Annotated in this window: 11 protein-coding genes; 5 read left to right on the top strand and 6 right to left on the bottom strand. The window is 52.6% G+C overall.

Going from position 1 to position 12,993, the window contains the following annotated elements; all coding sequences use genetic code 11:
* Positions 1-50: 50 nt before the first annotated feature.
* Both mnmA and Q4C79_RS05135 read right to left on the bottom strand, forming a co-directional pair.
* Positions 51-1,145, bottom strand: coding sequence for a tRNA 2-thiouridine(34) synthase MnmA (mnmA, locus tag Q4C79_RS05140; RefSeq protein WP_303089955.1), 1,095 nt, complete (start codon positions 1,143-1,145; stop codon positions 51-53).
* 251 nt (positions 1,146-1,396) lie between these two features.
* The gene (locus Q4C79_RS05135) at positions 1,397-2,788 is read right to left on the bottom strand and encodes a DEAD/DEAH box helicase (RefSeq protein WP_303089954.1); all 1,392 of its coding nucleotides are present in this window, start codon (positions 2,786-2,788) and stop codon (positions 1,397-1,399) included.
* A gap of 360 nt (positions 2,789-3,148) precedes the next feature.
* Here Q4C79_RS05135 and Q4C79_RS05130 point away from each other — a divergent pair, with 360 nt between their 5' ends.
* Complete coding sequence (locus tag Q4C79_RS05130) at positions 3,149-3,412, top strand: hypothetical protein (RefSeq protein WP_303089953.1); 264 nt, start codon at positions 3,149-3,151, stop codon at positions 3,410-3,412.
* Positions 3,413-3,618: 206 nt separating this feature from the next.
* Here Q4C79_RS05130 and Q4C79_RS05125 read toward each other — a convergent pair whose 3' ends face one another.
* The 3 genes from Q4C79_RS05125 to dusA all read right to left on the bottom strand — a co-directional run bounded on the left by Q4C79_RS05125 (position 3,619) and on the right by dusA (position 7,185).
* Positions 3,619-5,250 (bottom strand): ABC transporter substrate-binding protein, encoded by a 1,632-nt coding sequence (locus Q4C79_RS05125; RefSeq protein WP_303089952.1) that lies wholly within the window; start codon positions 5,248-5,250, stop codon positions 3,619-3,621.
* A 32-nt stretch (positions 5,251-5,282) separates the two neighbouring features.
* A complete protein-coding gene (locus tag Q4C79_RS05120) occupies positions 5,283-6,077 on the bottom strand; it encodes a thymidylate synthase (protein WP_303089951.1) in 795 nt (264 codons plus the stop codon).
* A gap of 97 nt (positions 6,078-6,174) precedes the next feature.
* Positions 6,175-7,185, bottom strand: a complete 1,011-nt coding sequence (gene dusA / locus Q4C79_RS05115) for a tRNA dihydrouridine(20/20a) synthase DusA (protein ID WP_303089950.1) — start codon at positions 7,183-7,185, stop codon at positions 6,175-6,177.
* Positions 7,186-7,439: 254 nt separating this feature from the next.
* On the opposite strand from dusA, the gene Q4C79_RS05110 reads away from it, so the two are divergent.
* Complete coding sequence (locus tag Q4C79_RS05110) at positions 7,440-9,512, top strand: carbon starvation CstA family protein (protein ID WP_303089949.1); 2,073 nt, start codon at positions 7,440-7,442, stop codon at positions 9,510-9,512.
* Positions 9,502-9,702, top strand: coding sequence for a YbdD/YjiX family protein (locus tag Q4C79_RS05105; RefSeq protein ID WP_303089948.1), 201 nt, complete (start codon positions 9,502-9,504; stop codon positions 9,700-9,702). The genes Q4C79_RS05110 and Q4C79_RS05105 overlap by 11 nt, the downstream gene beginning before the upstream one ends.
* Before the next feature lie 348 nt (positions 9,703-10,050).
* Here the strand turns inward: Q4C79_RS05105 and radA are convergent, their stop codons facing one another.
* Positions 10,051-11,430 (bottom strand): DNA repair protein RadA, encoded by a 1,380-nt coding sequence (radA, locus tag Q4C79_RS05100; protein ID WP_303089947.1) that lies wholly within the window; start codon positions 11,428-11,430, stop codon positions 10,051-10,053.
* Between the two features lie 234 nt (positions 11,431-11,664).
* Between radA and Q4C79_RS05095 the strand changes: the two genes are divergently transcribed.
* Both Q4C79_RS05095 and Q4C79_RS05090 read left to right on the top strand, forming a co-directional pair.
* Positions 11,665-12,261 carry a hypothetical protein gene (locus Q4C79_RS05095; protein ID WP_303089946.1) on the top strand — a complete coding sequence of 199 codons (597 nt, stop codon included), beginning with the start codon at positions 11,665-11,667 and terminating at the stop codon, positions 12,259-12,261.
* A gap of 178 nt (positions 12,262-12,439) precedes the next feature.
* Positions 12,440-12,993: Clp protease N-terminal domain-containing protein (locus Q4C79_RS05090; RefSeq protein WP_303089945.1), on the top strand; the 554-nt coding region annotated here is incomplete at its 3' end.

Genomic DNA, 12,993 nt, shown 5'->3' with positions numbered 1-12,993 from the left:
TATGTGTTTTCCTGTTTTTCAGACAGGCATATGTTTTGCTTAAATAAAGATTATTCTACGATAGCCGGTTTGTCGGTAGCCATAATCACGCCGCCGCCCAAGCAGATATCGCCGTCGTACAACACCGCCGACTGGCCCGGGGTAACCGCCCATTGCGGTTCGTCAAATATCAGCTCCGCCGTATCCTCATCGAGATAGCGCAACTGGCAAGGCGCATCGGCCATGCGGTAGCGGGTTTTGCAACTGTAGCGCCCCGGAGCGGGCCTCTCGGGCAAGGTAAAACTCAAATCGTTCATGGTCAGGCTGTTGCTATAGAGCAGCGGATGGTCGTGCCCCTGAACCACAATCAACTGATTGCTTTTCAGATTTTTCCCCGCCACAAACCACGGCTCGCCCGCCCCGCCTATGCCCAAGCCTTTGCGCTGGCCCAAAGTGTAAAACATCAGGCCGACATGGCTGCCGACTTTTTTACCCTCCGGCGTTACCATATCGCCGGGTTCGGTCGGCAGATATTGCTGTAAAAACGCCCTAAACGGCCGCTCGCCGATAAAACAAATGCCGGTGCTGTCTTTTTTGGTTGCGGTCGGCAGTTTGGCTTCGGCGGCCAGCCGTCTGACCTCGCCTTTTTCCATATCACCCAGCGGGAAAATGGCACGTGCCAACTGATGCGGTTGCAAGCGGTAGAGGAAATAGCTTTGGTCTTTATTGGCATCCCGCCCTTTGAGCAGATAATGTATGCCGTTGCGTACTTCTTTGCGCGCATAGTGGCCGGTAGCGATCACATCCGCGCCTTCTGCGAGCGCGTAATCGAGAAAACTTTTGAATTTGATTTCTGCATTGCACAACACATCCGGATTCGGTGTGCGTCCGGCGCGGTATTCCTGTAAGAAATAGGCAAAAACCTTGTCTTTGTATTGCGCGGCGAAATTGACGATGTCGATATCGATGCCGACAATATCGGCCACCGCAATCGCATCGAAAGAATCTTCCTTGATGCTGCAATATTCGTCATTATCATCGTCTTCCCAGTTTTGCATGAATACTCCGCGCACCTGATGCCCCTGCTGCTTCAGAAGATAAGCGGTAACAGAGGAATCAACGCCGCCGGATAAACCGACTACTATATTTTGTACGGAAGTTTGCATGGTTCGACCAGAAAAATGGCGGATGGAAAGGGCGGGATTTTAACACAGAGCGCTGATGCTGTAAGCTTGCCTACGTGTTATTTTCCGTTGGCAAATCATGGGGAAATATAAAAATTCATGCTTGAATGGCTTGGAAGTTTAACAAACAATCGGTTTCGGTTTTCCACGCCGTGATTAAAAAATGCCTGTCTGAAAGCAGCGTTACAAAACGCTTTGTTTTCAGACAGGCATTTGTTTGCTTAGATTTTGGCTTATGCGCCGTAATTCGGTTGCACCAACGCACATTTCGGGCGCTCCCGACGGCTTCTGCGGCTGCGGCCGGCAATTTTGCCGCAGGCATCGCCGGCGTCTTTCGGTTCGCTGTTGCGTTCACGGCGGTTGTTTTCGCGACCTTCTTTTCCGGCAGCGGTTTTCGCGGTATTGCGGTTACCGCGTTCGCGGTTGGTTTCACGGGCAGATGCCGTTGCTACGCTACCGCCCTCTTCCTGTTGCCACCAACGGGGTTCAAAACCTTCGATGCGTTCCAGCGGAATATCATTTCCGGTTAATTCCTTAATGGATTCAAACATTTTCTGCTCGTTTTCATCCATCAGCGAAATGGCCACGCCGTCTGCCCCTGCGCGGCCGGTGCGGCCGATACGGTGCACATAATCTTCGGCTTGGGTCGGTAATTCGTAGTTGATCACAAACGGCAATTCGGCAATATCCAAACCGCGTGCTGCCACGTCGGTCGCCACCAAAACGCGCAGGCTGCCTTCTTTAAATGCGCTTAGCGTTTCCAGGCGGGTTTGTTGCGATTTGTCGCCGTGAATCGCTTGCGCGGCAATTTCGCGGCGTTTCAAATCCCGGGTAACCTGATCAACGCTCTGCTTGGTTTTGCAGAACACGATGACCTGATTCATGTTTAAATCCAGAATCAGCCGCTCCAGCAGATGGCGCTTCTTGGCGGTATCCACCGCAATCACGTGCTGCTCTACATTTGCATTAGTAGTATTTTGCGCAGCCACTTCAATTTGCTCGGGATTGTGCATGAAATCACGGGCGAGTTTGCGGATGGGATCGGCAAAAGTAGCTGAAAACAACAGCGTTTGGCGCTGCTTGGGCAACATTTGCATAATACTGCGGATGTCGTCGATAAAGCCCATATCCAACATACGGTCGGCTTCGTCGAGTACCACGATTTCGACTTTGTTCAGGTTGATGTTTTTCTGTTTGACATGATCCAGCAGACGGCCGACGGTGGCGACGACGATTTCGCAGCCGGCGCGCAAATCGGCGGTTTGCTTATCCATATTGACACCGCCGAACAGCACCGTATGGCGCAGCGGCAGGTTTTTAATATAACTTTGTACGTTTTGGTCGATTTGGTCGGCCAATTCCCGGGTGGGCGTCAACACCAGCATGCGTACGGGATGCATGGCCGGCGAGGTGCTGGGCGTGGCGTAGCGCTTCAGCCGCTCGAGGCTGGGCAGCATAAAGGCGGCGGTTTTGCCGGTACCGGTTTGCGCGGCGGCCAAAAGATCGTGCCCTGCCAATGCTTTGGGAATCGCCGCAGCTTGGATGGGCGTGGGCGTTTCATAGCCTTGCTCGGTTAAGGCGGATACGATTTCGTTACCCAGGCCGAGGTTGGAAAATTGGTTCACAGAGGTTCTCCGTTTATTTATTTCAGACCGGTAGACAATGCCTGTCTGAAAGGTATTTCGTCGTGTATTTTGTTGAAACGGCATTATGCCATAAAACGCTAAGTTTCAGGCAGCGCCGTTGCATGCCCTCTTCCTTTACAAATGTTTTCATTGAATGAAAATGGTAGAAATTTCCAGAAATTGCATCAACTTAAGCGATTTTCAAATAGCATAATCTCGCCTTTACACTTGTTTTTTGAAACTAAATTGCCTTTCAACCTATCAGAACGCTAGAGAAACACTTGAATGCTTTTTTGTTTGCCGGCCTCTATTGGCCGTAGACGAGAAAAAATCCCAAACTAGAGAGAAAGGTTGTTAATCATGAAAAAATTATTGGTTGCCTCTATTGCCGCTATGATGTTGGCCGCTTGTTCAAGCAGCTCTGCTCCGCAAGAAGACACTCAAGCTGCTCCGCAAGCTAATGCCAGCGTTGAAACTGCGCTGCAAGAGTGCCGTCAAACCGTTGGCGAAACTGCCGACCGCGCTGCATTTGACGCTTGTATGAAAGCTAAAGGTTTCGAGCGTCCTGCTGCTGCACCTCAAGGCGCTGAACAACCGGCTCCTGCTTCTGCTCCGCAACTGTAATCGGAAGCTTTCTAAGCAAAAAACCGCTTCGTTTGATACGAAGCGGTTTTTTATTGAGGTTTAAACGGATATGTTTTTTTTAACGGATATGTTTTTTCAGACAGGCAAAGATTTCTGCAAAACACAAAAATCATTATAAAAATCTAAATCTTATTTTTGCGTTTTGCACCGAAATCATTCCATCTATGCCATGCCTGTCTGAAAACTTATTTCACAAACAACCTCTTGCTCGGCAATTCGTTTAATACGTCTTCAGTCGAATAGCCGCCGATACGTTCTTTAACCAAGCGCGAATTGACAAAACCGTGGGTGGGGATAATGGCGGTATCTTTGTCGATAACGGCTTCCGCTTCGGTATAAAGCTTGCTGCGCGTATTGTCATCCGTGCCAGCTTGCAGGGTCTGGTCCAGCAAGGCATCGTAGGCGGGATTGCTGTATTTGGCACGGTTGCTGCTGTGCCCGCTTCTTAAAGTATTCAGGAAGGTGGAGGGTTCGTTATAGTCGCCGCACCAAGATGCGCGCGCCAATTGGTAGTTGCCGTTGCGACGGCTGTCGGTATAGGTTTTCCATTCCTGGTTTTCCAGTTTCACATCCACATTGCCCAAGGCTTGCTTCCACATCGAGGCGATGGCTACGGCGATTTTTTTGTGCTGTTCGGAAGTATTATAAAGATAGCTGAAGGTGAGCGGTTTGGCTTCGCTGTAACCGGCTTCTTGCAGCAGTTTCTTCGCTTCTTCAACTCTGCGGGCGTAATCCCAGCGGCTCCATTCGGGCACGTTGGGCACGAAGCCTGCGGTGCCGACGCGGGTGTAGTTATAAGCAGGCTCTTCGCCGCGGCCGAGCACTTTTTCGGCAAGCGTGTTTCTGTCCAACGCTAAGGACAAGGCTTTGCGTACCCGCACATCATTAAACGGCGTTTTGCTGTTGTTCAATTCCAGATAATAAGTACACAGCATCGGGCTGGTTTTCAACTCGTTGGCATGCTCGCTTTTGATTTTGGCGTATTGCTCGGGCGGCAAGGCATCGGTGATGTCGATTTCGCCGGCCTGATAGCGCGCCACGTCTTCGCTTTGCGAGCTAATCGGCAGATGAACGATTTTGTCGGTTTTTACCGCGGCCGCATCATAATATTGCGGATTTTTTACCAGTTCGATGCGTTCGTTCACCACCCATTTGCTCAGTTTGTAGGCGCCGTTGTTGACCATGTTTTCCGGTTGCGTCCATTTGTTGCCGAATTGTTCGACGGCTTTTTTCGGCACGGGTTTGGTGGCGGCGTGAAACAGCAGTTTCGGGAAATACGGTACCGGCGCATCCAGCGTTACTTCGAACGTATGCGCGTCCAGTGCTTTGATGCCCAAGGTATCGGGCGATTTTTTGCCGGCGATGATGTCGTCGATATTGGCCACTTTGGCCGCTTGCAGGTAAGAGGCATAAGGCGAGCCGGTTTTCGGGTCGACCAAACGGCGCCAGCTGTAAACGAAATCTTCGGCGCTTACCGGCTCGCCGTTGCTCCATTTGGCGTCTTCGCGCAAGTGAAACAGCCAGGTTTTGTTGTCTTTGCTCTCCCATGATTTGGCGATGGCCGGCTGGATCCCGCCTTTCTCATCGGTTTGCACCAAACCCTCGAACAAATCGCGGATGATGTTGATTTCGGGAATGCCGGTAATCTGGTGCGGATCTAAAGACTGCGGCTCGGCGGTGTTGTTACGGGTAATCGTATTGCCGGTATTTGGGTTTTCAGACAGGCCTTTTTGTTTATCGGCGGTTTCCGATTGACCGCATGCAGCGAGAAAAGCAAGCGTACAGAATAAGGCGAGCGTGCGGGGTTTGGTGGTCATTAAGTCTCTCCTTTGCAGATTATTAGTGTTGGTTATACGGCTACTTTGCCGGCGATATGCGGATGCGGATCGTAACCGGTAAGCTCGAAATCCTCGAATTTGAAGTCAAACAAATCTTTTACCGCCGGATTAAGCTTCATTTGCGGCAATGAGCGCGGTTCGCGGCTAAGCTGTAAGGCCACTTGCTCGAAATGATTGCTGTATATATGGGCGTCGCCGAAGGTGTGGATAAACTCGCCGGCTTCTAGATCGCATACCTGTGCAATCATCATGGTCAGCAGAGCATAGCTGGCGATGTTGAACGGTACGCCGAGGAAAATATCGGCGCTGCGCTGGTAAAGCTGGCAGGATAATTTGCCCTCGGCCACATAAAACTGAAACAGCGCATGGCAAGGCGGCAGCGCCATTTGGTCGACCAATGCGGGATTCCAGGCCGAAACGATGATGCGGCGCGAATCGGGATTGCTTTGGATTTGCCGGATGATGTTTTGGATTTGGTCGATGTGCCGGCCGTCGGGCGTGGGCCAAGAGCGCCATTGATAGCCGTAAACCGGGCCCAGATCGCCGTTTTCGTCGGCCCATTCGTCCCAAATCGATACTTGGTTGTCTTTCAAATATTTGATGTTGGTGTCGCCTTTTAAAAACCACAACAATTCGTGAATAATCGAGCGCAGGTGCAATTTTTTGGTGGTGAGCAAAGGGAAGCCTTCGCTTAAATCAAAACGCATTTGATAACCGAATACCGAACGGGTACCGGTGCCGGTACGGTCGGATTTGTCGTGGCCTTCCTTCATGACATGGCGCATTAAGTCGAGATATTGTTTCATGTGATTTTTCCTGATGATGTGGGCAAAATATCCGGTATTCTGCCGACCGCTGTATTTTTCTTGCCTATGCCTGTCTGAAAACATTCCGCGCTATTCTCTATGAGGCAAAGCGCCCGTCGGCCTGCACCACTTGTGCCCATGCTTGGGCAATCAATTCCGGGCGGTTGGGTTTCAACAATTGGGCATCCGACAACATACGCCGCCATTGACGCGCACCTTTCAAACCATGCATCAACCCCAAATAATGACGGACCATATGGCGCAAGATGGTACCGCGACCGGCGGCGATTTGAACGGCGGCATAGTCTTGCAAGCGTAATACCAACTCTTCGTATTCAATTGCCGGCCGGGTATCGCTGTAAAATAAATTATCCCAATCGCGCATGATCATGGGATTGTGGTAACACTCGCGCCCTATCATCACGCCGTCTACGTGGTTTAAATGAAGTGCGATTTCTTCGTTGGTTTTGATGCCGCCGTTGATGATGATTTCCAAGTCGGCGAATTCTTGCTTTAAGCGGTATACATAATCGTATTTCAAGGGCGGAATTTCACGGTTTTCTTTGGGCGACAAACCGTTGAGCCAAGCGTTTCGGGCATGCACGATAAAGGTGCGGCAGGCGGTTTTCTCGCGCAAAGTGCCGACAAAATCGGCGACTACCTGATAATCGGTCTGCTTATCGACGCCGATACGGTGTTTGACGGTAACCACGCATTCCGGTGCCGCATCCTGCATGGCGTTCAGACAATCGGCCACCAAAGCGGTTTCGTTCATCAAACAGGCGCCGAACGCGCCTTTTTGCACGCGCGGGCTGGGGCAGCCGCAATTGAGGTTGATTTCATCGTAATGCCAAGCCGCCGCTTTTTGCGCGGCGGCGGCCAGCGCTTGCGGTTCGCTGCCGCCCAGTTGTAACGCCACCGGATTTTCGCAGTCGTTTTTCAATAAAAAACGCTCGGGATCGCCATAGATAATCGCACCGGCATTAATCATTTCGGTGTAAAGCCAGGTGTGGCGGCTGATTTGGCGCGCCATATAGCGGTAATGACGGTCGGTCCAGTCGAGCATGGGGGCAACCGATAAACGGCGGGACGGTAAGGATTTGTTCATGCGAAAGGCAACCAAGCGGAAAAGTGCGCCATTATATCAAAATCTGCTTTAAATGCCTGTCTGAAAACTAAATGCCTGTCTGAAAACATTTGCGGGCTGCAAGGCTTTCAGACAGGCATTCTTCAATGTAAAGACATATTTAACATTTCCGCCGTTTATGTTAATCTGGCGGCGTGTTTTGCGGTTACATTCAATTACAACCCGCAAAACCATTTTCTCAACATTATTTTACGATACAAGCCAAGGATATATTCATGAATATGCTTCGATCCGTTGTGGTGTGGGGGCTCGTGGTATTGGTGGGTGTTGCCTCCTTTACCACGCTGGCGCTCAGCCGTGGCGAACAGGTCAGTGCGATTTGGATGGTGAGTGCCGCCATTTCGGTGTACTGCATCGCGTTTCGCTATTACAGCCTCTATATCGCCAAAAAAGTTTTGCAACTCGATCCCAACCGCTTAACACCAGCCGAACGCTATAACGACGGCTTGGATTATGTGCCGACCAGCAAAGGCGTGCTGTTCGGCCACCATTTTGCCGCCATCGCCGGTGCCGGACCTCTGGTCGGCCCGGTATTGGCCGCTCAGATGGGCTATCTGCCGGGAACATTATGGATTATTTTCGGCGTGGTGTTTGCCGGTGCCGTGCAAGATATGGTGGTGCTGTTCGTTTCCATGCGGCGCGACGGCAAATCCTTGGGCGATATCGTGAAACAAGAGCTCGGCCCGGTAGCCGGCGTAATCGCTTCCATCGGCATTCTGATGATTATGATCATCATCATGGCGGTATTGGCGCTGATTGTGGTGAAAGCTTTGGTTCACAGCCCGTGGGGTACCTTCACCATCGCCGCCACCATTCCGATCGCACTGTTTATGGGTATTTATACCCGTTTTATCCGCCCCGGCAAAATCGGCGAAATTTCGATTGTCGGCGTGATTTTGCTGATGCTGGCGATTATCTACGGCGAAGACGTGGCGCACAGCTCGTTCGGTCATTGGTTTGATTTGGACGGCGTACAATTGACTTGGGCGATTATGATTTACGGCTTTGTCGCCGCCGTATTGCCGGTTTGGCTCTTGCTGACTCCGCGCGATTATCTCTCTACTTTCCTGAAAATCGGCACCATCGTGGCGCTGGCTATCGGTATCGTGGTGGTGAATCCGACGCTGCAAATGCCGGCGGTAACCAAATTTATCGACGGTACCGGCCCGGTATTCTCCGGCGCACTGTTCCCCTTCCTGTTTATTACCATTGCCTGCGGTGCCGTTTCCGGCTTCCATGCGCTGATTTCTTCGGGTACTACGCCTAAAATGGTGGAAAACGAAACCCATGTGCGCATGATTGGTTACGGCGGTATGCTGATGGAAAGCTTTGTCGCCATCATGGCGCTGGCAGCGGCCGCTTCACTGGATACCGGTGTTTACTTCGCCATGAACAGCCCGGCAGCCTTAATCGGTACCGATGCCGCGCAAGCCGCTGCGGTGATTACCAATAAACTGGGCTTCCCGGTTACCGAAGCCACCCTGTTGCAAATGGCCAAAGACGTGGGCGAAAACACCATTCTTTCCCGCGCCGGCGGTGCGCCGACACTTGCGGTCGGCATGGCGCACATCATGAGCCAACTGGTTTCCGGCCCCGGCATGATGGCCTTCTGGTACCACTTCGCGTTGCTGTTTGAAGCCTTGTTTATCTTAACCGCAGTCGATGCGGGCACCCGTGTCGCCCGTTTTATGATTCAAGACTTGGGTAGCGTGTTCTATAAACCGTTCGGCAATACCGACAGCCTGCCGGCCAACTTGGTAGCAACCTTCCTCGGCGTTGCCCTGTGGGGTTATTTCCTCTATGCAGGCGTAACCGATCCGCTGGGCGGCATCAACTCCTTATGGCCGCTGTTCGGCATCGCCAACCAGATGCTGGCGGGCGTGGCGCTGATTATGTGCAGCGTGGTATTGGTGAAGATGAAACGCGAGCGTTATGTATGGGTGACTTTGGTGCCCGCTTGCGCGGTACTGTTCGTAACCTGTTACGCCGGTTTGCAAAAACTGTTCCATAGCGACCCGCGCATCAGCTTCCTGGCACACGCACAAAAATACAGTGCCGCCGCCGCCGAAGGCAAAGTATTGGCTCCGGCCAAGAATGCCGCCGAAATGTCGCGTATTATTTTTAACGATTACGTTAATTCCGGATTGGCCGTGTTGTTCTTATCAGTTGTGGTCATCGTCGCCTTCCACGGCCTGCGCGTGGCGTTAAAAGCCCGCAAAGTGGCTTGGCCGACTTCGAAAGAAGTACCGGCTACCTTCCGCAACGAGGTCGGACAGCATGAGTCTTAAGCAAAAGCTCAGCCAACGCTGGCAGGCTCTGCGCCAAGCCGCCAATCTGATGGCCGGCCTGCCGGATTATGCCAATTATGTGGCACGTCAGCGCCGACACAATCCGAACGCGCCGGTGATGAGCGAGCAGCAGTTTCAAGACTATTGCAGCAAACGCCGTTGCGGCAGTAACGGCGGGAAATGCTGTTGAATGCCTGTCTGAAACCGAAAAACGCATCCGAAAGGATGCGTTTTTTCTTGCGATGAAATTTCATTTCAACACTATAGCGGGTTGAATGACTGCGATACAAGACAGCAAACCGCAGACAATACAAGTATAGTGGATTTAAAATAAAACTCCGATATTGGAGCGCGGACGTCCCCGTCCGTAAAATATCCAGAATCCTACATAAAAAGCGGACGAAAACGTCCGCGCTCTACCGGACATTTTATTTGAATCGACTATAGTAGAGCAAGGCGCGGCAGCGCTTTCGCGAAAGTTAAGTTAATCCGCTATACCGACTTGTCGAACATCAAACGCAGCCACCATAAAAAGCCTTCACGAATCCGCATTTCTGCACACATCCACCGCTTCCTGCAAACTGGCTACGCCGAAAATCTGCAATCCGGAAAACTCTTTCGGATTGCGCGGCATATTCGCTTTCGGCACCACCGCGCGTTTGAACCCCAGTTTCTCGGCTTCTTTCAGCCGCTCCTGCCCGCGCGCGACGGGTCGCACTTCGCCGCTCAAACCGATTTCGCCGAAAGCCACCATTTTTTCGGGCAGCGGGCGGTTGCGGAAGCTGGAGAGCATAGCGAGGATAATCGCCAAGTCGGCGGCCGGTTCGTTGATTTTCACACCGCCCACCGCGTTTAAAAACACGTCTTGGTCGAAGCAGGCGATGCCCGCGTGGCGGTTTAAAACGGCCAACAGCATGGCGAGGCGGTTTTGTTCGAGGCCGACGGTGAGCCGCTTGGGCGTGAAGCCGTGCGCGTCATCCACCAGCGCCTGAATTTCCACCAACAGCGGGCGGCTGCCTTCCTGCGTAACCAACACGCACGAGCCGGGCACATCGTCGCGGTAGCTGGCCAGAAAGATGGCCGAGGGGTTGGACACGCCTTTCAAGCCGTGTTCGGTCATGGCGAACACGCCCAATTCGTTGGCCGCGCCGAAGCGGTTTTTGATGGCGCGTATCATGCGGTAGTTGGAATGCTGGTCGCCCTCGAAATACAGCACGGTATCGACCATGTGCTCCAGCACGCGCGGGCCGGCGATGGCGCCGTCTTTGGTAACGTGGCCGACCAATATCATGGCAATGCCCATCTGTTTGGCCATGCGGGTAAGCTGGGCGGCGCATTCGCGTACCTGCGACACCGAGCCGGGTGCGGAAGTGATTTGGTCGGAATACATGGTTTGAATCGAATCGATAACCACCACCGCAGGCTCGTGCTGTTTTAAGGCCGTCTGAATCGCTTCCATGCGGATTTCGGCCAACAGGTTCACGCCTTCAGTGGGCAACTCCAAACGCTGGGCGCGTAAGGCCACTTGTTGCGCCGATTCCTCGCCCGATACGTATAACACTTTGCGGCTTTGCGCCATTTTCGCTACCGTTTGCAGCAATAAAGTGGATTTGCCGATACCCGGATCGCCGCCGAGCAGAATCACCGCGCCGTTCACCAAACCGCCGCCCAACACGCGGTCGAGTTCACCCATACCGGTAGGATTGCGCGGCACTTCGATGGCAGTAACATCGGAGAGCGCTTGCACCTGCGCCGTATCCGCCGCCCACGATTGGAAACGTGCGTTTTTCGGCTCGGGTGCGGCGAGGCTTTCTTGCAACGTGTTCCATTCGCCACAATGCGGGCATTTACCCTGCCATTTGGGCGCAGTGCCGCCGCATTCGCTGCATTGGTAAACGGTTTTCGGGGCTTTTGCCATAATGTTCGTATGCCTGTCTGAAAAAATTTTGCTGGGAAGAAGTTCGATACAAACAGAATGCCTGTCTGAAAAAAGCGATTGTAACATTTTCAGACAGGCATTCCGGCAGCAACCGGCTGTTTTCAAGAAAACCCAAATGGCGTACACGGATTTTAGACAAAGCTTGCATTCCTTTACTTGCCAGTTATCCGCTATCTGGCGCATGATAAATTATCAACCCGGGAGGAAATCATCATGAAAACCATCCGCCACACCCTGCTGGTGTGTGCCACCGCCGCCCTGAGCGCCTGTGTGGTGGTGCCGCCGGACACCGTTGCCGGCGAACAGCCGCTTTATCCGCAACCCGTGCGCCGCGTTTATGAAGGTAATACCGTGATTTACCGCGATTATTATCCCGTGCCGCCCGCTTCCATCATTATTTACGATGAAGGCGTAAACAACGATCTTATCCGTCAGCAACGCCGTTTGAACGAACTACAACGCGCACGCGCCGAGCGGGAATGGGAGGAGCGGCAGCGTGAGCGCCAACGCTATTATGACGATCAATTGGTGAATCGAGAAAGATTGGAAAACCAACGCTTGCGCAACGAACTGCGCCGGCGTGAGCAGCTGAAACGGCAACGCGAAAATATGCGCCGGCAAAACGATATTCTGCGGCGCGAAGACAGCCGCCAACCGCCTTCCTCACGCCCGCGCAACGAAACAGGAGGCCGCATTGCCTATCCGCCGCCGCAGTTAAACAATAACCGGCAAACTACCCCGCCGGCCGGTACGCCGCGCATTTCGACCTCACCTTCTACCAATGTTTGCCGCAACGGGCAATGCCGTTAACCAATCGAAAATAATTTTTTGTTTGTCAAATATTTATAAAAATAATTGCCCTATGCCGTTGAAGTTATCCACAGGCGCCGCATATACAGTGCAACAGTATTTTTAATTAATAAACAATTTGCCGTTTATCCCCATATTCCGGCAAATTTCCAATCATATTGGATGGAGAATAAAAAACATGAGATTCGATAAATTAACCGCAAAATTCCAACAAGCCCTTGCCGACGGCCAAAGCTTGGCGCTTGCCGCTGACAACAGCTATCTCGAAGCCGGCCACGTGCTCAAAGCCCTGCTGGATGACGACAGCGGCATCACCGCCTTGCTCGCCCACGCCGGCGTAAACGTGGCCCAAGTGAAACAGCAGTTGCAGCAAACCTTAAACAGCCTGCCCAAAGTGTCCGGCCAAGGCGGCGAAATTCCGCCCAGCCGCGAATTGCAGGCCGTGCTGAACCTGATGGATAAAGCCGCCACCAAACGCGGTGATGCCTATATTGCCAGCGAACTCTTCCCGCTGGCGCTGGTGCAGCAGAACGACACCACCGGCAAAATCCTGAGAAACGCCGGTGCCACCGAACAAAACATCAATGCCGCTATTGATGCGGTGCGCGGCGGTGCGGCTGTGGATAACCCCAACGCCGAAGACCAACGCGAAGCCCTGAAAAAATACACCCTCGATTTAACCCAGCGCGCCCGCGAAGGCAAGCTCGACCCCGTTATCGGCCGCGACGACGA

It is taken from the genome of Neisseria sp., from assembly GCF_030523955.1.
Classification (GTDB): Bacteria; Pseudomonadota; Gammaproteobacteria; order Burkholderiales; family Neisseriaceae; genus Neisseria.
Note: the sequence above shows the minus strand (reverse complement) of the source record. Positions and strands in the feature narration are given on the sequence as shown.